Annotated in this window: 26 protein-coding genes and 1 pseudogene; 6 read left to right on the forward strand and 21 right to left on the reverse strand. The window is 45.5% G+C overall.

Annotation, left to right across the window (positions count from 1 at the left end; all coding sequences use genetic code 11):
* Positions 1–217: helix-turn-helix domain-containing protein (locus L5M29_RS22745; protein ID WP_263169722.1), on the reverse strand; the 217-nt coding region annotated here is incomplete at its 3' end.
* Between the two features lie 129 nt (positions 218–346).
* Between L5M29_RS22745 and L5M29_RS22750 the strand changes: the two genes are divergently transcribed.
* Both L5M29_RS22750 and L5M29_RS22755 read left to right on the forward strand, forming a co-directional pair.
* Complete coding sequence (locus L5M29_RS22750) at positions 347–751, forward strand: hypothetical protein (protein WP_263170220.1); 405 nt, start codon at positions 347–349, stop codon at positions 749–751.
* A 78-nt stretch (positions 752–829) separates the two neighbouring features.
* The gene (locus L5M29_RS22755) at positions 830–1,081 is read left to right on the forward strand and encodes a hypothetical protein (RefSeq protein WP_011711570.1); all 252 of its coding nucleotides are present in this window, start codon (positions 830–832) and stop codon (positions 1,079–1,081) included.
* Positions 1,082–1,203: 122 nt separating this feature from the next.
* Here L5M29_RS22755 and L5M29_RS22760 read toward each other — a convergent pair whose 3' ends face one another.
* The 4 genes from L5M29_RS22760 to L5M29_RS22775 form a co-directional block, all read right to left on the reverse strand.
* Complete coding sequence (locus L5M29_RS22760; protein WP_263170223.1) at positions 1,204–1,398, reverse strand: hypothetical protein; 195 nt, start codon at positions 1,396–1,398, stop codon at positions 1,204–1,206.
* Positions 1,399–1,761: 363 nt separating this feature from the next.
* A complete protein-coding gene (locus tag L5M29_RS22765; RefSeq protein ID WP_259216132.1) occupies positions 1,762–2,019 on the reverse strand; it encodes a hypothetical protein in 258 nt (85 codons plus the stop codon).
* Between the two features lie 224 nt (positions 2,020–2,243).
* The gene (locus L5M29_RS22770) at positions 2,244–2,555 is read right to left on the reverse strand and encodes a helix-turn-helix domain-containing protein (protein ID WP_140906700.1); all 312 of its coding nucleotides are present in this window, start codon (positions 2,553–2,555) and stop codon (positions 2,244–2,246) included.
* Positions 2,556–2,758: 203 nt separating this feature from the next.
* A complete protein-coding gene (locus tag L5M29_RS22775) occupies positions 2,759–3,964 on the reverse strand; it encodes an RNA-guided endonuclease InsQ/TnpB family protein (RefSeq protein ID WP_086904945.1) in 1,206 nt (401 codons plus the stop codon).
* 45 nt (positions 3,965–4,009) lie between these two features.
* Between L5M29_RS22775 and tnpA the strand changes: the two genes are divergently transcribed.
* A complete protein-coding gene (gene tnpA, locus L5M29_RS22780; protein WP_037426855.1) occupies positions 4,010–4,426 on the forward strand; it encodes an IS200/IS605 family transposase in 417 nt (138 codons plus the stop codon).
* Between the two features lie 3 nt (positions 4,427–4,429).
* Here tnpA and L5M29_RS22785 read toward each other — a convergent pair whose 3' ends face one another.
* The 10 genes from L5M29_RS22785 to L5M29_RS22830 form a co-directional block, all read right to left on the reverse strand.
* Entirely contained in the window at positions 4,430–4,705 is a 276-nt protein-coding gene (locus L5M29_RS22785) for a hypothetical protein (protein ID WP_259216134.1), read from the reverse strand.
* Positions 4,706–4,733: 28 nt separating this feature from the next.
* Positions 4,734–4,997, reverse strand: coding sequence for a hypothetical protein (locus tag L5M29_RS22790; RefSeq protein ID WP_259483853.1), 264 nt, complete (start codon positions 4,995–4,997; stop codon positions 4,734–4,736).
* Positions 4,998–5,284: 287 nt separating this feature from the next.
* A complete protein-coding gene (locus L5M29_RS22795) occupies positions 5,285–5,617 on the reverse strand; it encodes a DUF6488 family protein (RefSeq protein ID WP_011787749.1) in 333 nt (110 codons plus the stop codon).
* A gap of 25 nt (positions 5,618–5,642) precedes the next feature.
* Complete coding sequence (locus L5M29_RS22800) at positions 5,643–6,173, reverse strand: hypothetical protein (RefSeq protein WP_011787748.1); 531 nt, start codon at positions 6,171–6,173, stop codon at positions 5,643–5,645.
* Positions 6,174–6,192: 19 nt separating this feature from the next.
* Complete coding sequence (locus L5M29_RS22805; protein WP_011787747.1) at positions 6,193–6,888, reverse strand: HupE/UreJ family protein; 696 nt, start codon at positions 6,886–6,888, stop codon at positions 6,193–6,195.
* On the reverse strand, positions 6,878–10,021 hold the full coding sequence (locus L5M29_RS22810; protein ID WP_014609897.1) for an efflux RND transporter permease subunit: 3,144 nt from the start codon (positions 10,019–10,021) through the stop codon (positions 6,878–6,880). The genes L5M29_RS22805 and L5M29_RS22810 overlap by 11 nt, the downstream gene beginning before the upstream one ends.
* Before the next feature lie 11 nt (positions 10,022–10,032).
* A complete protein-coding gene (locus tag L5M29_RS22815) occupies positions 10,033–11,277 on the reverse strand; it encodes an efflux RND transporter periplasmic adaptor subunit (RefSeq protein ID WP_263170229.1) in 1,245 nt (414 codons plus the stop codon).
* Between the two features lie 8 nt (positions 11,278–11,285).
* Positions 11,286–12,569 carry a TolC family protein gene (locus L5M29_RS22820; protein WP_014609899.1) on the reverse strand — a complete coding sequence of 428 codons (1,284 nt, stop codon included), beginning with the start codon at positions 12,567–12,569 and terminating at the stop codon, positions 11,286–11,288.
* 13 nt (positions 12,570–12,582) lie between these two features.
* On the reverse strand, positions 12,583–13,563 hold the full coding sequence (locus tag L5M29_RS22825; protein WP_014609900.1) for a M56 family metallopeptidase: 981 nt from the start codon (positions 13,561–13,563) through the stop codon (positions 12,583–12,585).
* A gap of 8 nt (positions 13,564–13,571) precedes the next feature.
* A complete protein-coding gene (locus L5M29_RS22830) occupies positions 13,572–13,949 on the reverse strand; it encodes a BlaI/MecI/CopY family transcriptional regulator (protein WP_014609901.1) in 378 nt (125 codons plus the stop codon).
* 89 nt (positions 13,950–14,038) lie between these two features.
* Between L5M29_RS22830 and L5M29_RS22835 the strand changes: the two genes are divergently transcribed.
* Positions 14,039–14,398 (forward strand): DUF3147 family protein, encoded by a 360-nt coding sequence (locus tag L5M29_RS22835; protein ID WP_011787741.1) that lies wholly within the window; start codon positions 14,039–14,041, stop codon positions 14,396–14,398.
* A 281-nt stretch (positions 14,399–14,679) separates the two neighbouring features.
* Here L5M29_RS22835 and L5M29_RS22840 read toward each other — a convergent pair whose 3' ends face one another.
* The 3 genes from L5M29_RS22840 to cadR all read right to left on the reverse strand — a co-directional run bounded on the left by L5M29_RS22840 (position 14,680) and on the right by cadR (position 16,240).
* A complete protein-coding gene (locus tag L5M29_RS22840; RefSeq protein WP_140907558.1) occupies positions 14,680–15,090 on the reverse strand; it encodes a hypothetical protein in 411 nt (136 codons plus the stop codon).
* A 29-nt stretch (positions 15,091–15,119) separates the two neighbouring features.
* Entirely contained in the window at positions 15,120–15,722 is a 603-nt protein-coding gene (locus tag L5M29_RS22845) for a DUF2913 family protein (protein WP_140907557.1), read from the reverse strand.
* A 110-nt stretch (positions 15,723–15,832) separates the two neighbouring features.
* Complete coding sequence (cadR, locus tag L5M29_RS22850) at positions 15,833–16,240, reverse strand: Cd(II)/Pb(II)-responsive transcriptional regulator (RefSeq protein ID WP_004364961.1); 408 nt, start codon at positions 16,238–16,240, stop codon at positions 15,833–15,835.
* Positions 16,241–16,335: 95 nt separating this feature from the next.
* On the opposite strand from cadR, the gene L5M29_RS22855 reads away from it, so the two are divergent.
* Positions 16,336–17,232 (forward strand): cation transporter, encoded by an 897-nt coding sequence (locus L5M29_RS22855; RefSeq protein WP_004364974.1) that lies wholly within the window; start codon positions 16,336–16,338, stop codon positions 17,230–17,232.
* A gap of 3 nt (positions 17,233–17,235) precedes the next feature.
* Positions 17,236–17,748: a signal peptidase II gene (gene lspA / locus L5M29_RS22860; protein WP_003821921.1), complete on the forward strand. Its 513-nt coding sequence runs from the start codon at positions 17,236–17,238 to the stop codon at positions 17,746–17,748.
* 371 nt (positions 17,749–18,119) lie between these two features.
* On the opposite strand, the gene L5M29_RS22865 is transcribed toward lspA, so the two are convergent.
* The 3 genes and pseudogenes from L5M29_RS22865 to L5M29_RS22875 all read right to left on the reverse strand — a co-directional run.
* Positions 18,120–18,827 (reverse strand): hypothetical protein, encoded by a 708-nt coding sequence (locus L5M29_RS22865; protein ID WP_259214949.1) that lies wholly within the window; start codon positions 18,825–18,827, stop codon positions 18,120–18,122.
* Positions 18,828–18,997: 170 nt separating this feature from the next.
* The gene (locus L5M29_RS22870) at positions 18,998–19,771 is read right to left on the reverse strand and encodes a nuclease-related domain-containing protein (protein ID WP_259560897.1); all 774 of its coding nucleotides are present in this window, start codon (positions 19,769–19,771) and stop codon (positions 18,998–19,000) included.
* Between the two features lie 324 nt (positions 19,772–20,095).
* A pseudogene (locus L5M29_RS22875) lies at positions 20,096–20,327 on the reverse strand (IS4 family transposase); the annotation flags it as partial.

Here is a 20,327-nt window from a genome sequence, read left to right on the forward strand (position 1 = left end):
CGCTGTTAAGCCATTCAAACTCAGTTTGCTTCTTGAGTTCGGTCAGCTTAGAGCTTGCCGTGTTGTAGTTAACCTTTTTGCTTTCGTTGTAGAAAGCGTCGGTACGCCATTTAAGGATCGCGTTGTAAACGAAACGCACACAGCCGAAAGTCTGCGCAAGCAATTGAGCCTGTTCAGTCGTTGGGTAAAAGCGTTGTTTAATAGCGATCTCTTTCATAGTTCACAAGAATACAGTTGTTTTTGTGAAAGCAAATATTAACATTAACCAATCGGGTAGTTTTTGCTCCTTCGGAGCAACCGCTATCCCTCCTCGCCCTAGAAGGACGGGGTTTCTCGCGGGATTTAGATGAAAGTGAGATTGTTGTGTGCAGTAGCTCTTGCGAGTTCACTCAGTGTTTATGCAGCGAACGGTGGAATAGATCTGAAAAAATCTTTTACCCAATTGGATTGCTCTGAGACTAAACCCGTTGGTAAACAGCTCGGCTATCAGTCTGATTTTGATGATGGCAGTCGCTCAAGATTGTTCTATCCCTTCGTGAAGGCTTTTGGTGGTGTTCATCGTGAGTTTAGTTTGCTGAGCGGGTACAACGATGACCGCTCTCAAACCGCCGATTACTTTTATACACAGATAGGGACATCACGCGTCAGGTATTTTGAAACCACGGCCAATTTTAATTCTGAGTACGGCGCTAACAAAGTAGCGCTATACTGCTTCGAGATAGAACGCGCTTATATTTTCCCAAAAGTCTAATCCACCAGCTCTGAAATTTGCCAGAAATTCAATCATTGGTAGCCTATTCACAGTAACTAACCCAATGAGGAAAAATAGATGGAAACTCAATCAGTAGACCCAAGAGAAGCGTTTGTTAAAGAAATCACTGGTGAGTCAGATGTTGCTAACTGCTCTTCTTCAGACTATGAAAGGATAGAGGATGCGTTTATTGATGGCGCAAGCGAAATGGGGAAATACCTTGAACAATGTGAAGCACTTCGAGCGGCAGGCTTTACTGAGCTGGCTGACAGCCTAGTCACGTTAGACAATCATCGCCAAGCCTTCGATTGGGCGCGTGAAAACCTCTAATGCCTTTGAGCATCCCTTCTAATTAATACCCGCTTAGTGCGGGTTTTTTATTGCCATTAAGCATGAAAAAGGGCGCTTAATCGCGCCCTTATTGCCGAATAACACAGTGGTCTCATAGAGATTCATTCTTCTTGTAGGCAATGCTCACAAGCATTGCAGCTAAAACAGTATCGACAACCGCAACCCGCGTCACCTTCGTTCACGCCGCAATCACAGCAATTAAAGAGAGAACTACAGTCCCACTTGCCGGATTGATTAAGGCATTGAGTGCTGCCACCTTCGCTCGTTGTTACTGTCCCTAGGATATTCATCGTCATCTTGTACGCTCCTGCTTTGAGTTTCTAGCAGCTTCTCACAGATTCAAAACGACACAAATTTCTAGGGAATCTCTCAAACGGGGATTGATGTTTTTCTGATGGCTCAAGTACGACAGCTCCGGGACACGCTTTCCCCCCAGGCTGACAACTCTGTTAGGCGATTACATGGGAATTGTTGATTTTGGCCAATGCCCGGATAGATATGAAGCGACGTTGAGATGTGTGTTAAGCACTGACATAGATGTGAGTGTTTTAGTCCGGGACTTCTTCAGCTCCGGGACATGATTCCCCCAGGTCCGTAACTCTGTTAGGCCTTTACATGGGAGATGTGTTGTTCCCGGCAACGCTCCCAGGGGACATATATTAAGGAAGGCGCACTTGATGAAAGCGTTCTTTGTATAACTCCCAAGCCTGATTCTCTAACTCATTTATTCGATCATTTTCCTCATAAGTGTCTGCATCGGGGCTCAGACCAAAAAAATCATTCCATCCATTCCACTCTCCGGCTTTTCTAAAGATAAACTCAGGATGCCGATACAATTTATTATGAGGATTGAACTCATTCCCCACGCTAAGCCATGCGGCTAAAATCGTTTCTATCTGTTGATTTGATTGAACCATGCGCAAATTCTCGTAGGGGTATTTAATAGTAAATTATGTCACATTATTTTAAGTAAGGGAGGGCTAAATTCAAACTTTGATTCGGTGGAATTAAGCTGAAAATATTTAAGTTAACACTTTACATTCATGCTGTTAGGTGTGATTTAGCTTGGTGCAGATTTGCAGGAATTTGAACGGTAGAAGCAAAAAACGGAACCATCGGCTCCGTCTGCGGCTTGTGTCTCTTAAGAAAGCACACACTCAATGCCATTCTTATCAATCATGTTAAGCAATCTTAACGCGGCACCCTGTGGCTTAGACTTTCCCTGTTCCCATTTTTGAATGCTCTCATTGCTCATATTCAGAATCGTAGCGAGGACACCTTGGCTAATGTGCTCACGCTCCCTAATATGCTTTATTCGCTCTGCTGTCATTTCATCTAGCTTTGCGCTGAGCGCGAGTGCATCGATTTTTCGCATGGTTAGCTGATCCATCGTGCCATTTTTAGCTAAACGCTGAGCCAGTTTGTGCATTCTATCTAAGCGTTCATCAGTCATTTCGAACCTCTCTTAACTCACCACTTAAGATGTTATTCGCAATATCATCCTCAGAGAAACTACGGAACGTGTTCCCGATTAGCTTGTACATCTCTAATAGCTTGTCAGGTATTTCCTTTCCACTTTTGGGGATATCGCTTTTTCGCCATCCGTCTATGAATTGACATCCTCCTCGCCGTAAACGACGAGGATTCCTACTGCGGTTAGGCGCGAACGCCGGACTCGCTTCGGTGGGTTCCTGCTGCTGGCGGCATTGTTGCACCACTCACTTCACAGGCTAATCGGGCGTGTCCCGCCCTTAATACATTGATCGCGCCGACGACATCGGCGTTTTCTTCAAAGCCACATTCCACACAGGCAAACCGAGCTTGCGTGGCGCGGTTATCCTTCGATATGTGACCACAGCACGGACACGTCCGGCTGGTGTTTTTCGGTGGAACGGCGATCAGGTGGCCGCCATTCCATGCCAGCTTGTAATCGAGCTGGCGACGGAACTCAAACCAGCCTTGATCAAGAATGGCTTTATTCAGGCCTGACTTCGCCCTAACATTCCTACCCTGTTGCTCGGCGGTTCCTGCCGCTGATTTTGACATGTTTTTGACCTGCAAATCTTCAATACAGACTATCGCGTGGTTTTTGCTAATGTCGTTTGATATTTTATGCAGGTAGTCACGGCGGCTGTTGCCGATATTGGAATGAATGCGCTGAACTTTGGCTTTGGCCTTTTTCCAGTTATTGCTGAATTTTACCTTGCGGCTCATGGCCTGCTGCGCCTTGCGCAAAGCGGTTTCGTGCCGTTTGAAACTGTTGAGCGGGGCGTAGAAACGGCCATCGGACAGGGTGGCAAAGCGGGCAATGCCCATGTCAATGCCGATGGCATCGCCCTGATGCACGGCAATTTCAACTTCCCGCTCGGTCTGGATCGATACATACCACTTACCACAAACCTGACTGACCGTGACGTTTTTAATCTCACCTTCCACCGTCCGACTGTTGCGGTAACGCAGCCAGCCGAGCTTGGGCAGGAAGAGTCGATTATTGCCTTGCTCCAGTTTCACCCCTTGTGGATAGCGAAAGCTATCTGACTGACCCTTCTTTTTGAAGCGCGGGAAGTCTGCTCGTTTGGCAAAGAAATTTTTGTACGCCCGATCTAAATCTTTCAGCGACTGTTGCAGCGTTTGAGAAGGTGAATCAGACAGCCATTTTGTTTCTGGCTCTGCTTTCCATTGTGGTAACAGATTATTCAGTTCAAAGGCCGATAGTTTCTTTTCACCCTGCTCATGTCGTTCTTTTTGCAACGCCAGCGCCTTGTTATAGACAAACCGACAAGCACCGGAGAAGCGGCGCATCTGGCGCTGCTGCTCTCCAGTGACAATCAGTTCGAATTTGTAGGCTTGCAGTCGTTGCATGGCTTGCTCATACTGTGTCAATACAACTCAATTATAGATTGGTCTATGGAAATAGAAAGCGATTTAAGGCATGGCAGGCATTGTGTTTTTAAAATGCACGTTCATTTGGTCTTTGTAACAAAATACCGACGAAATGTCTTTACCAAAGAAGTGCTGGATGATCTAAAAATCTTTTTTGAAAAGGTCTGTCTTGATTTTGAATCAGAGCTGGTTGAGTTCGACGGTGAAGACGACCATGTGCATTTGTTGGTGAATTACCCGCCGAAGGTGGCCGTGTCGAATCTGGTTAACAGTCTCAAAGGTGTATCCAGCCGGATGATCCGAAAAAAGAATTACCCTTCGATCAAAAAGAAACTCTGGGGAGGTGCGCTCTGGTCGCCCAGTTATTTTGCGGGGAGCTGTGGTGGTGCGCCAATTGAGATCATCCGGCAGTATATTGAGCAGCAACAAACTCCGGCGTAGCCCTCAGAACGGCTTCGCCGTTGCGCTATTCATCCTCGCCCTGAACGGCGAGGTTTTCCGCACTATCCGATAAACGTCAAGCGTGTTGTGGTGCGGAGTGGCGCATTGCTTACGCAACGCAACTAGCTGTTGATGGTCTTTGATAATAGCCAGCAGTTGCTCAGCACTGGCATTTCCTAGGATTTCTTCTAAGACGCAGACGAGGTGAAGGATCGGTTTTAACGCCAGCTGTTTTGGCTTAGCACGGTACTGATGTTCAACTAACTTACTGATTTTCATCTCTGGCCTATCTCTGTCATCGTTTAACTTAGAACCGAGCTGGTTTGGTGACTAACGCGGTACGCCAATCACACGCCAGCTCTGGTAAATCATCGTCATGGCCGCTATCCCTATGATACCAGCTATGTACCATATCCTTATGGAGAAGAGATGGCAGAACACCACGGCTTTCAGCGTCGTCACGCACTGACAATACAGTCTCCACCGGGGCTTTCCAGAAAATGATTTCACCGTCCTCTTCCTGAGTCGCACATGTCGCGCCGGATGGCCAATCGATGTTAGTCATTAACACCTGTACGACCATAATAAAGTTTGATAAAAATTATGGGTGTCATGAACGGTAATACCGCTATTGTTTGATAATTTATCTGAGGACGAATTTCAGTTTCTCATAATTAAGTTTGATCATTTTCAAACTCACTTTTGGACATTTCCGCGTTAGAATTTTAACTCTAATTCCACAGATTCGAATTACCAAAAGTATGGCAATGCTCGATCTAACAATAAGTGAAAATATATATTCAAGAGGGATATCTATGGCACTGTCTAATGCGTACTAGACAGCATCATATCGGGATATTAGAACTTGTTTGTATCTTTAACTTCCAATAATTCACCGTTACTGGCGATTTTCAGAAAGACCTGTTTTTTAGTGGTGGGGTTAACAGCGCTTATTACATAAAAATTACCTTCAAAGGTCACAATGGATAATTGTGATTCAGGTACCTCTTTCCATGAGCCATCTAATTTACCTACCTCAAAACCAAAGTCTTTAAATGTCATTTGATTGAGTGACTTAGCGGCAACCTTTATTGCACCTTGCCCACTAATCACACCATGATCAGCATGGGCTAAAGCACTACCATTCATTAATAGGCCACATAGGGCGACAACTGTTATCAATTTTTTCATAGCATTCTCCAAATTATGTCAATTATTATTTAAGGCCAATGACGTCATACTGCCCTTTAACCAGTAGCTGTACGGCTATCGGTTTATCCGATTTATTTTTCCAATACCAACCATGGGAACCCGCGAAAGGTGCCGTAAAGCTCCCTTTCATTTCGTTTGATGTTGCTATGGTGTAACTCTCAAAATAACCTGTAGTATCTCCCTCTGGTTCACCATGGAGGTCAAAATACAAAGCGTCGCCATCAGTTAACCATTCATAGGTCATTTTGGCATACTGTGGCATAGCAAACTTATATTCGACGCCTCGACCAGCGGGAACAACCACTTCAATCGTTTGAAATTCTTGGCTGTTTTTCTCACCTAAGCCCTGCGTTGAAACCACACCTTCGGCTTCAGCGGCTTGTGCAAGTGTCGTTAATCCCAATTTTTGGCCTACGCCTGTCGGGTCAATGTTGTACTCGGCAGGAAGGATAAAAGTCACCAGAGCAACGGCCGCAATGACAGTTGCGGAAATACTGGCTTTGACTAAAGTGGTTGAACTCACAGTGTGTTGCATAATCTTCTCTTTTTATTAGTTAATTTACAAAATAACCAGTAAGCTGATAGCCCATCAGCATGATCCCGGCACTCATGAGTGCCGTGTTTGTGAGCGTTGAAAATCGCTGAAATGAAGGAAAGTGACGCCAAGCGTTAATCACTATCAAAATAAAGGCCAACGCAGCAAATTGCCCGATCTCCACCCCGATGTTAAATGCCAATAAATTGGTAAACAGGCCTTCCTGTGACAGTTCAAATTCCTGTAATTTGGTTGCCAGTCCAAAGCCATGGAACAAACCAAAGATCAACACCGCCATTTGGGTATTGGGTTGCCAATTAAAGCAGCGCTTAAATCCACCTAAGTTATCAAAACCTTTGTAGATCACTGATACGCCGATAATGGCATCGATCAAATACGCATTGACCTGAACATCAGTCATAACGCCAAGTAACAACGTTGTGCTGTGACCAATAGTAAACATGGTGACATACAACAACACATCTTTGCTGCGGTACAAAAAGAAGATCACCCCCACTAAAAATAGTAAGTGGTCGTATCCGGTGATCATATGCTTAGCCCCGATATACAAAAACGGAATAAATTGCACCCCTTGGTTTTGTTCTAAAAAGGCTCGGGTATTGTCATCGACCCCATGGGCCAATACATCGACACTGATAAAACCTAACAGTCCAATTAAGAGGAATAGGCTGATTTTTAATAGCTTATTTGGCATCAACTAACTCCATTGCTTCTACTTCAGTCAAAATAGACTCCTTTTCTTTGTGTAAAATTCGATATAGCGCGGGGATAAGAAATAGCGTTAATAGCGTAGAGGAGATAATGCCGCCAATCACTACGGTAGCCAGTGGCCGTTGCACTTCAGAACCAATACCGGTATTGAGGGCCATCGGAATAAAGCCAAGCGAAGCGACTAATGCGGTGGTTATGACCGGACGCAGCCTCGTTAGCGCCCCTTCAAAAATGGCGCTATCGAGTCCCACCCCTTCTTTACGTAATTGGCGAATAAATGACACCATCACCAGACCATTTAAAATCGCAATGCCCGATAATGCAATAAAGCCAACCGCGGCCGAAATTGAGAACGGAATATCGCGCAGCAACAGCGCCGCAATCCCACCTGTTAACGCCAGTGGCACGCCAGTAAAGATAATCATTGCGTCTTTAAAGGAGTTAAGCGCCAACATCAGCAAGCCGATAATCATCAACAAGGTAACAGGCACCACAATACTGAGGCGTTTTGAAGCCGATTGCAGTTTCTGATAGGTGCCACCGTACTCCAGCCAATAACCTGCGGGAATTGCCACTTTTTCACCAATAACGGTCTGAATATCGGCGACAAAGCTGCCTAAATCTCGTCCACGTACGTTAGCCGTAACGACCATTCGGCGTTTACCGTTTTCACGGTTTATTTGGTTAGCGCCCGAAACCAGCTCTAAGGAGGCTAATTCTTGAAGTGGAATGCTTTGACCGCCAGGCAAAGTAATAGGTAGATAACTGAGCGCATCGATGTTCTGCCTACGCGACTCATCAAGACGCACCACAATATCTGAACGCACATCCCCTTGGTAGAACTTACCCGCCACAGTCCCTCCCATCGCGGTAGCAACTTGAGATTGCACCTCCATGATACTGATACCATGCTGCATCAGCTTTTGACGATTAGGAATGATGTTCAGCATCGTCAGCCCCGTGCTCTGCTCAACCTGAATATCTGCAACACCTTCGACTTGAGCGATGGCGGACTCAATTTCTGCGCCCAGTGCTGTGAGCGTATCAAAATCATCACCAAACACTTTGATGGCAAGTTCTGCCCTTACCCCTGCCAGCAGTTCATTGAAACGCATCTGAATGGGTTGCAAGAATTCATAACGGTTCCCCGGTATGGGGGCGACTAGGGCAGCAAGTTCTTCGACAATTTGTGCTTTCGATTTGTCAGGATTGGGCCACTGTTCACGGGGTTTTAAGATAATGAAGTTATCCGCCACACTGGGAGGCACCGCATCGGTAGCCACATCGGCCGTGCCGATTTTGGCAAATACCCGCTCAACCTCTGGCATCTGTTTAATTTTATCTTCCAGTGTTTCCTGCAGGGCGATTGCCTGACTCAGCGAAGTTCCCGGAATTCGAAGGGCGTGCATAGCAATATCCCCTTCATCCAGATTTGGTGCGAATTCACTGCCTAATTTCGTCGCCTGATAACCAAAGATTGCGACTAACAGCGTGGCAGCGATGACAACCATCCAGCGCCCTTTAATGACCCAGTTTAAGGCTGGGCGATATAAGAGCACTGCGCCACGAATAAGTGGACTGTGTTTCTCTTTCACCGGTTTTTTAAACAGCAATGCAACCATTGCAGGAACAAAGGTGACGGAAAGCAGCATTGCACTTAACAGTGCAATCACCACTGTAATGGCCATTGGATGGAACATTTTGCCTTCCACGCCTTCCAGCGCAAAAATCGGCAAATAGACCGCAGTAATGATAAAGACACCAAACAGTGCCGGGCGAATAACCTCGCGAGTGGCCTCAAAGACGAGTTCTAAACGTTCTTTTAATGGTAAGGGATCATCCCCCGCCTGACTTAAACGCCTCAGGCAGTTTTCAACAATGATGATCGCGCCATCCACTAATAAACCAAAGTCCAGAGCCCCTAAGCTCATCAAGTTAGCACTAACACGAGTCTGCACCATGCCCGTAATGGTCATCAACATGGCAAAAGGGATGACTAATGCGGTTAAAAATGCCGCCCGAAAGTTTCCTAGCAAGACAAACAACACCACGATCACCAGAATTGCGCCTTCAAGTAGATTGGTTTGTACTGTTTGTAACGTTTTATCTACCAAGGTGGTGCGGTCATATACGGCAGTGGCCACAATCCCTTCTGGGAGAGTCGCATTGATTTCTTTGAGCTTTTCGCCCACGGCATGGGCTACGGTGCGACTATTTTCACCAATTAACATAAACACGGTACTCATGACCACTTCACGGCCATTCTGCGTGGCGGCACCGTTTCGTAGACCTTGGCCATTTTCAATCTCTGCTACATCTTTGATGGTCAAGGCTGATCCATTGGTCGATTTCAGCGGGATATTGCCAATCGTGGCCATATCCTCTGCCTGACCGGGCATTCTCAGTAGCCACTGCGCGCCGTTTTGCTCAATAAAACCCGCACCTTGATTTTGATTATTTTTAGCAATGGCATCGACAACATCCGCTTGGGTTAAGCCAAAGGCCAAAAGTTTTTCTGGTTTGAAAGCCACTAAAATTTCACGTTCAAAACCACCAATAGGATTCACTTCAACAACGCCGGGCACTCGCATCAACTGCGGTCTAATCGTCCAATCGTGCACAGTGCGTAAATCCATTGGTGTGATCGGCGAACCATCGGCATGGGTGGCATCAGGCAATGCATCCACCGTAAACATAAAGATTTCACCTAAGCCTGTCGCAATAGGGCCAAGCTGCGGCTCAAGTCCTACAGGCAATTCAGCACGGGCTGCGGATAATCGTTCGTTCACGAGCTGGCGGGCAAAATACACATCCGTGTCGTCACTGAATATGGCAACCACTTGAGACAAGCCATAGCGAGAAACGGAACGTGTGTAAGTTAGCCCAGGTAAACCTGCCAAAGCGGTTTCCAAGGGAAAGGTGACCCGTTGCTCAATCTCAAGCGGGGTATAACCTGGGGCTTCGGTGTTGATCATCACCTGCACATTGGTGATGTCCGGCACCGCATCAATCGGCAATTTAGTGAAGTTCCATATGCCTAATCCGGCTAAAGCTAATACCATCACCAGCACTAGGAATTTTCGCTTTATCGAAAAGCGTAAAATCGATTCCAACATGACTTACACTCCTAGTGATCGTGGGATGCGCCAGACTTTTCAATGTCGGCTTTTAAGATATAGCTATTTTCGGTGACGTATTCAGTGCCAGGTTTCAAACCGCCCAGTACCTCAACCCATTCACCGCCTTGACGGCCTAGCTCCAGCATACGCACTTCATATTGCTCACCGACTTTGGCAAACACTACGGTGAAATCACGAAACCCTTGCAATCCAATTCGTTTAACCGCCAAAGACACCTCAATGGTGGCCACTTCAATCTTGGCGTGAACAAAACTGCCGGAGGTAAACGCTCCCTTTTCATTAGCAAGTTTTACCCACACGATACGGGCTTGATCATCACGCACTTGGGGCTCGATAAATGAAACAGTACCTTGATAAGTCTCATCCGAGCCCTCTATCTGCAAAGTGACGGCAGCACCGATGCTAACCTTTTGATAATCAATGGGGTATACCGCCAGTTTAGCGATATAATGACTGTTATCGGTGAGCGTCAGCAACGAACGGCCAAGGGTTTGCTCGCCACTGTTAGCGAACTGCTGGGTGACTACGCCATCGGATGGCGCTTTGATTTGATATGGCTTCAAACTTTCGTTACTTTCTATGGTTAACAAGGGTTGGCCTTTTTTTACCCTGTCACCCAGTCCAACATACAACTGCGTAATTTCTCCTTCAAAGCGAGCGGCGATGGCACGCTGCGACTCTACCGGTAGCGCCAATGTGCCATAGGCAGGGATTGTTTGGTGCAAAGTGGCTGGACCTGCAATATCGGTTTGAATATCCATCGCGGTGGCGACGGCTTGCTCTATCGTGGTGCGACCTTCAAAGTTGTCATACTGCCAAAGGTACGTTTTACCTTGGTATTTAGCCTCAATCGTGACCACAAACGAATGGGGTTCATAGATCTCCATATCACCACGGAGGAAATCCCCTTGCGCGTTAAAGCGAATGTCATCCACGACATTGCCTAAGCGAGTCAATTTAACGCTCAAATCAACAGTTTTGGGATCTAGTGGTTTCCCTTCATAGGTCAACCACACTCGAAACTCTGGAGGGACACCCGTTTCAAAAATGGACAGCTCTAAAGCAAAATTCCCCTCACGCAGCATACGTCCACGATGCGGACCTTTTTCTGGGTCAGCCTGCTCAGCAACAGGGGCTGAGGAAGCCATTACAGGTGTTGGGATGAAGGCGTTCATACCCATACTGAGCAGTATCGCCAAACTCAGTGACGAAAGGATGTGGTTATTTTTCATAAGTAATCTCACTGAGAAATGGACGTACCCGTCAGGCGTTGAATTTCGATGTGTTGCAAATGCAGGCTTTCAAAGGCATCCAGCAACTGATATTGAGCACTGAGTAATTCCCGATACACATCATTGTATTGGTTGTAACTGAGTTGACCTTTATCAAAAGCATTGCTTGCCTCTGACAGGGCTTTTTCGAGGGTGGGCACTATACTGTTGCGCACTGTATCTATCACATGCGCAGAGTGTGCCATTTCCTGTAGCAGTACATAGAGTTGAGCATCTTGAGCTTGCATTAATGCGCTTTGTTCGTTGACCAACACATCCTGCTGAGCGTGGAGGGCTGCGATTGTCCCTGCATTACGGTCACTTGTGCCCCAAGGGATAGAGACGCCTGCCACTAAACCAAAGTCATCGCTTGCCTCATAACGACGGACCCCAGCGGTAAATTGCCACTGGGGTTTGGCTTCAATTCGTGCCAGTTCCATTTGTGACTGAGCAATACGCTGAGCACTGGCAAACTGTTGAAAACGCGGATTCTGCTTTAGCAGGGTAAGCTGACTGTCAACCGACGGCACTGTTGGCATGTCCAGCAGATCACCGTTGAAATAATATGCTGCTTTAGGCTTACCCCAAAGGGAGGCTAGTTGATACTGGCTCGCTTTCAGCTCGTGTTCGATATCTTCGACCGCCAGTCCTCGGCGGATAAATTCAGCCTTTGCCAACTGCATTTCAACCGCCGAACTTTTACCTGCTTGCACCCGCTTGGCAATCGTATCAACAACGTTCTCAGCCTGAGCTTTTGCCATCACATTGAGCTTAAGATGCTCCTGTTTAACCAGTATATCGATAAAGTGCTTAGCCACCTGTGAAGACAAATCGAGCGCCTTGATTTGCTTCTCTATGACCAGTTTAGTGGCTTCCGTTTTTACCGTGTTAACACGACTATCAATTAGGTCCTGTTGCAGCAACCATGAGAAGGTGAGCGTAGATTGCACACTTTTCAATGCACTGTGTTCCCCCGTGCCTAACGCATCCTCAATCATCAGCCCAATTTCTGGGCGTTCACCGACACTCGCTTGCTGAATACGCCCCTCCCAGACTCGCTGCTGCGATACAAAAGCTTGTAAATCAGGATGATGGGTGAGAGTCATGGTAACCGCATCAGATAAACTGATTTTTTGCGGGCTTTCATCTGTCGCTGCGGATGCCGATAGGATAATACTCATTCCTATCAATGCAGCAGAAAACCGATTGCCTATCGGTTTTTTGGCTGTGCGTTTACAAAGAATAGCTTTCATTCCCAATCCTTACTTAATGGGTGAAAAAAGTTTCGATAATATGGTGGAGGCTATCCACCGTGGAGGCGGTTAATACTGGTGCTATGACTAACAACACAATAGCTAAACCGATTGCCAATCGAGAAGATGTACAAACAGGATAAATTAGGCGCTGCACTCGCACGCTGGTTTGATCATTGCCGAAATAGCTCGTTTGCAACCCATCACAACCTAGCGTTACGCTTCGTTGCATTCTGGCAACGTTAACCAGAGCCTGAGCAACGTCAAGATGGTCGTGTTCATTTGTCACTGCATGATCTGCCATCAGTTCAGTAAGCAAGGTAAATTGCTTGACCAAATGTTGTTTCATCCCGAGCGGAAAAAAGCCTGCAAAAGTCGCGAAGATCACTTTAAACAGAGGATCTCTGGCAGCGACATGCGCCATTTCATGCCGGATAATAATATCTAATTCCTGCTCATTAACCCGTTCTTGTAGTGCCGTAGTCAGATAGATTTTGGGAGAAATAAGCCCTGTGGTAAAAGCTGCAGGTATTGCCAAAGGTAATAAATAATAACGATGCTGAGAGTTGGCTTCTTGGGGGTAAACATCTGATAATCCAAGCAGAGACGCCATTGTTGATGATTGTTTTTTGCGAGAATAAACAGTCTTTATCATCGACCAAATCAAAAATCCCGAGGCCGAAAGCAAGGTAACTGCGTGCCAACTGTCGAAGCTAAAAATATCAATATGGTGCCAGTGAACAAATTCATTTAACCAAGCTGCAGAAAACAAATCTTGCTGCTTCGGCCAGAAAAAGACAACACAATTAATGGCTATCCACCAAGGCGCTGTGACTAACGACCATAGGATAACTTTACGTAACCTGAAAGTGAGATAATCTAATCTAGGCAGAGTGAATCGTAGAGCGATCGAGATGAACACAACACTGATAGCAAATGCCAGCACTGCAACACTCAGTAAATTCAGTGTAATCGCTAAATCGCCAACAAACATAAGCCTAATTATCCTTTCCGAAGTTGACGTTGTTCTTCAATTAAATGTTCCAAGATATCTAGCTGAGCATCATTCAGATTAGCGGATACTGAACTAAAGGCCGCGATCAGACTGTGCTCACCCTCTTCGATAAAGTCACTAGTAACATTGGTAATAAGTTTGGCGATCAAGGCTTCTCTGTCGACTTTTGCTCGATAAAAGTAGGCATGACCCTGCTTAGTTCGACTCAGTAATCCTTTTTTAAACAAGCGATCTAAGGTGCTCTGAATGGTATTGAGTGAACTCTCTCGAGACAACCCAAGCACCGCATGTACTTGCTTAGCATCCGCTTCAGACTCAGTCCAAAGATGTTGCAAAACCTGCTTTTCTAATTCACCTAACTGCATAACACTTTTCTCTTGCCATAATGACCGCTATAGTGGCAGAACAAAAACCGATAGGCAATCGGTTTTTAATCACTCATAGTGAGGGTGGAATGGGCTGGCTACTAACAAAGTATATGATCACCGCTGCAGTCGTTGTTGCAGCTTCTGAGCTTGCAAAGCGTAGTGATAAACTTGGAGCGCTGATCGTGGCATTGCCGCTGGTCACCATTTTAGCCATGGTTTGGTTATATGTTGAAAAACAGCCAATGGAAAAAATAGCGAACCATGCTTGGTACACGTTCTGGTATGTCATACCTACATTACCTATGTTCCTGATATTTCCATCACTGTTACAACGTTTGGGTTTCTGGCCATCGTTACTAGTGAGTGCCACGATAACCGTAATTTGCTTTTGGTTGTTTGCGTTATTCGTAAAAATATTTGGAATCGATCTAATTTCATGGCACTAGAAAAATGATGTGATTCAGTAATAGTGGGAACTTTATACATTACAAAAATTTGGTCAACCTGTGCACAGTTGGTATCAGGTCCTTTGCTACTCCTGAAAAGCTTTGGGGCAAAAATGTGCTAACTCTTAATCCGCACATTCACCAAAAGAGCCAAAAAATATCAAACTATTATATAAATGATCAAACATTATTAAGAATTATCAAACTATTATATAAACGCACAAAGGATTCATAGAGTTATGTCCAAAAATTTACACATTTGGACGATATCACGCGCTATATTAATTGTGAATGTCTTCCGGCATTGCTTTGTTGAGGATATACAAGAAAATCGCCGCCGAAGTGCAGGTGATAACTACGGTTCCAATGCCATAAATAAATAACGAAATTAACGTGCTACCAAGAAACACGTTCTGAATAACCATCGCCGGAAATGTATTGGTATTATCCATTTTAGTTGTGACCAGTAATGTGGCCAGCGCCAGAAAAGCAGGGGGGTGAAACTCAACAAGCCCTTTATCACTTAGCATATACAACCCAGCCGCCATAAAAGCGATAGCGGCGCCTGACCGGAGTAAAGGTATTGCGTGATTATGTCGATAAGGGAATATCATCCACAACGCCCAAAAGAAGCCTAAGCCGGATAAGTTGCGTACAACATCATGTAAGGTGAGAGAGGATAATTGAATCATACCGAGAGTTCCTTTCAGCTATTTTAGCACTATTGAGCATCCATCCAATGAGCGCTATCGATGATAAAAAAGTTGGCAGTGTTGTTTGTTAAAACCACACATTCAATCAATTGATAATCTGAGTTAAACACCTTCTTAAGTGCAATTAAATTGTCCTCTGAAGTGTAGCGATAGTTAATCATCATCGGAGCTATTTGTTGGCCATCTTCATTGAAGCAATTCTCAATCTGCACTCGGTTAAAACGTATCTCGCAGGCATTGTGATCCACTGTCACAGGTTGTTCACTGGTGCTGAATTGGATTGGCTCTTTGATAGCATCAATCGCAGTGACCAACCATTCAGCCAGCGCAATCATCCTGTCGTATTTGACGCTGGAGCTGTTGATAACCGATAACATTTGATTAATGCAGGCTTCCATGTCCTGCCCTTGGCGCCCAAGTAGGATGACACGCTTAACATGACTCTTAATTTCACGGCAGGCCTTGTCATCGACAAATGGCTTTAACCGTTTAATCAAAATCTCATTGCGGCGCTGAACTGGCACAAATCGGCCTGATTCTGCGCAGGTGAGATAGAGGTGCATCTGAGCAGAGCGAAACACTGTCTTAAGCTGCTCTTCGTAACTGTTCATCTTTTTAAACCTTTCAAATTAAAGGGTAAGCGGATTAAATGGTTGATCTTACCTTTGCATGAGAGTGAGACAGACCGGCATCTCATCGGATTATCTGGTTGATGCTTCACCTACTGCTGGTGCATGTTTCCTTCGCTAATTCCAGCAAGAACCCCACACGCCTCAACTTCCCGGTCATCGTTGCAACTCGCTCTCAGTGAAACGAGTTGTTTCTCAAGCGCTTGCAGAGCGGTTATCTGCGACCGCACATGAGAGATGTGATCATCGAGCAAGGCGTTGACGGCGGTACAAGGCTGATGAGGGTCGTCCTGATAGCTCTGTAGTTCGTGAATCTCAGCCAGTGACAGGCCCAGGATTCTGCAGCGACGGATGAAGGCCAGCCCCTCACCATGCTTCTCGGTATAGACACGGTAACCGTTGTCCTGCCGATCAGGCGGTGGCAACAAGCCCTGCTGTTCATAGAAGCGGATCGTCTGTGTTTCGACCCCTACCAACTGCGCCAACTGACCAATGCGCATCAGCCTCCTCCCCAACGGATTCTTTACTCTATTGACCTTATAGTAGCTTTATAGTTTAAAATGGTACCACAACATTGTTCAAGTGGAGTCGTATCATGAGCAAATCCTGTGGTGGCGCCTGTGGCGGTGATGCAACGTCCGCAGCGGATACCGATATACAGGCCTCCTCCGAGGCGCCAGGGAGATGGGTCAGTGTTTATGCCGTGCCGAAGATGGACTGTCCATCAGAAGAACGAATGATTCGCCTAGCCCTGAACGGCTTTGAGGAGATTCGGGCGCTGTCCTTCGACTTGTCGAACCGCCGGCTGAAGGTCGTGCATGACGGCGAGGTCGAGCCCGTCACCTCGAAACTGAAGACCTTGGGGCTAGGCGCCTCGCTTCAGGAAACCGTCGCTGCAAATCCGGAGACCATCAAGGCCGCCGAGTTTTCGGCAGCTTCTGCTAAGCAAGAATCCGGGACCCTGCGCTGGTTGCTCGGCATCAATGCACTTCTGTTCGTGGTGGAAATGACTGCCGGTCTGATCGCCCGGTCCACCGGCCTGATTGGAGAATCCCTGGACAATTTTGCCGATGCGGCGGTGTACGGGCTTGCCCTTTATGCGGTTGGACATAGCGTGAAAATGCAGGTACGTGCCGCGCATCTTGCTGGTGTACTGCAACTGATCTTGGCTGTGGGCGTGCTCGTAGAGGTGGTGAGACGCTTTGTATTCGGTAGTGAGCCTGAATCGCTGGTGATGATGGCTATCGCATTCGTCGCATTGATTGCCAATACCAGTTGTCTGCTGCTCATATCCAAACATCGGGAAGGCGGGGCGCACATGAAGGCAAGCTGGATATTCTCGGCCAACGACGTGGTGATCAACCTGGGGGTCATCACCGCCGGCGCCCTGGTCGCGTGGACCGGTTCCAATTATCCGGATCTGATTATCGGCACCATCGCGGGGGGCATTGTACTTAACGGTGCCAGACGCATTTTGGCGTTGAAGGGTTAAATAATGCTCATTATTGGCAAAAAGCTCTCGCCGTATGCCCTATTGTCCATATCGGGCCTGCTGGCAGCGTCTGATCAGGCTGTAAAGTGGCTGGTGCAGCAATCAATGGCCTATGGCGAGTATGTTTCGGTGACCCCGTTCTTTAACTGGGTGCACCTATGGAACACCGGTGCCGCATTCAGTCTTTTTGCGAATGGTGGAGGCTGGCAGCGCTACTTTTTTATCGGAATCGCGGTAGTGGTCTCGATTTTTCTGATCAAGCTGATCCTTGAAAATCGTCATAAAGGAGAAGCCATCGCTTACAGTCTTATCCTCGGTGGCGCCATGGGCAACCTGATTGACCGGGTCTTTCGCGGCTATGTTGTGGATTCCTTTGATTTCTATTGGCGAGACTGGCATTGGCCGGCCTTCAACCTGGCTGATATTGCAATTGTCCTCGGTGCCTTACTTTTCGTTTCCAGCAGCTTGTTGGGTAAAAAAGCAAACACCAATGCCGAGTCGGATGGATCTGACTGACACCTACGCCTATACAACACCATGACCGAACTTCCCGACAACATCCTTCACCTGCCGCAATACCAAGTACTTGGACAAAAGCAAGTTACAGGTTTTACTAAATTAGATGTATGACAAAGACTAAGTCATCGCAACTTATGCTGTCCATCAGAGTGATGGACACTCAGGTCTACCCATTTTGCCAAGGCAATGGCAAATTAAAATACACACATAAGGCTACAATGAAAACCATGCTGAGCGCCCGCCAAGAAAACTTAATATAAAAGGTTTTTGTTCGAATCTCTAGAAGCATAATAATTTTCTCCACATCATTATTTGTAGAGTCATTTTATGCAGTATGTGGTTATTGTTCTGGACATAAAAACAGTTATTTATTCGTTTTTGTCCAAGCGACTTGGTAACAATGAAGCTGAAAGTTTTTCATTCAGATACCGCCTGTAGTCTTTACTCAACGCTTCAGCGCTTTCTATAGGGCCTTCGGAACTTTTACCAGAGTTGAAAATCATCTCAGAAAATACAATAAAATCACTATTTTGAGCAGGCTGAGTGCGTTGGTTTGTAATTTGTAACCATAGTTGTTCGATACGGTGCCAATAAGTACCTCTTTTTTTTACTTTCTTTGCTTTAGCATGTGTAGTGCTCTTAGCTAACCTAATACTCCGAACTAGATGTTTTAGCTCGGTCTGAGGATCATAATATGTAAATTCTTGCGCTTTAAGCTCACCACCTCGTAAGTATGGGGAATACATTTGAGAAGCGATATCATCAAATGTGTGAGGGGCAGTGCTTTTCAATGTATCAAACTTTGTGATTAAACTTTTTAGTTCAGTTTCAATGTTTTTTAGGTTTGTGATAAGACCATCCTTAGATGATGGTGACTTACAGTAGTGATATTCAACTGCTAAATCGAAGACACGTTTTTTGAGTTCCTCTGGTAAATGTTCTGAACGAAGTTCATTTAATATCTCCATTTCTTCATTTGAAGCTTTTTTTGCTAATTCTTTGTGGTGCTTTTTGGCAACTTTACAAGCAAAGTTATACGCTTGCATAACTGCTTCTTTTTGGGCTTCGTCAAACACCTATACTCACCATTGGATGAAATTTCTTTACTAGTAGCCACATTACACGGCTAATAAAAACTAGGTCAAATGTTAATTCTTTGAAATGACGTAATTTTGATTGAAACACGTTTTGGGGCAGGAATGAGTCTGGTCAGGTTCGGCTTGCTCATGAAACCTTAAATAACTCTTTAGTTGAATTCTTCCACAGATCTACATTTTGGGAATGCAGAACACCCCCAAAACTGTTTACCTTTATTTTCACCACGCTTTGTTTCACGCATAACCATTGCGGAACCACAGCGTGAGCACTGCTTTACGCTGTTTTTTGATGCGACTAACTCTGTAACATGCTGTCGATGCCTAAGGTCTGTAACAACGCCTCTCTTTAGTTTGACGTCATTGATGACTTCAATAATTTGAGTGTACTCTGTCTCTGAGAATACAGGCTGTACGAACTGCTTTATGTAGCTCAAGCACCCTCGTGCATAAGTAACATTTTCAGGCATATCCGTTTTGAACGTACTATCACCAATAAAAACAATTACAGAGTGTAAATATGATGAATCTATGCCTAACAATGATTCTAGGGTTTTGACGTGTTTATAATTTTGATGGAGAGGATTCTGGAATTTTGAAGAGTGACGATAGATTTTCTGTGTCCACTGCTTTTGATTTTTTGAACCAAAAATCCAACCTTTCATGTTTTTAGTTTCAACGATGAAAAGACCAAACTTAGATACAATAACATGGTCAATTTGAGTTGTACCATCATCTGTGGGCAATGTTACATTTTTTACCAATGTGTAATCTGATTCTGGCAACCGTGACAATATCTGATTTACCAAAAACTCGCCGAACACACCTTTAAACCAACGACTCCTAAAAATCGATATGATGAGTAGTAAAGGTATGATGTACCACACTTGAGCTAAAGCATCTGAAAATAGACCTAATATATCCACAAAACTTCCTTATTCAACTAACTCTACTTTGACGCCAAACAGCCGCTGTTAATCCTCACAGAATGCCGTCTTTTATTCACCACTTCAATTTATAATTAAGGGGTTAGTGACAGTGTTAGGAGATTTGACTGCTCAGGGAAACATAATTTCTAGATGAGTTGTATTCGGATAACTTTTTGTACGGCAAAGGCATATGAACAATATATGAATGAGCTTTTACTTTAAATGATAAACGGGCAGCTTAGAATCAAAGATAGCGGCTAGCATCCAGCTAAAACCGCCATATCAGTGTGATACTTTAATACTTAGTACTGAAGGATCCCCTCATAAATCAGCCATAGCATAGCCATATTTGAGCAACTGATTGGCGAATAATACCCAGGCCGCCAGCAATTCTTTCTCCGTGATTTGATAATCAGGCCGCCTGAGTACCTCCAATCCCAAGCGAATCGTTGAGAGTACCGTTCGATGCCCAATGGTATTGGCCTGAAAATGCTTATCCCAGCCCTGTTGCTGTGCGTGTAAACCAACTAGCCACAACAGGCATTGAACCATC

This window comes from Shewanella sp. SM95 (assembly GCF_025653595.1).
Lineage (GTDB): Bacteria > Pseudomonadota > Gammaproteobacteria > Enterobacterales > Shewanellaceae > Shewanella > Shewanella oncorhynchi.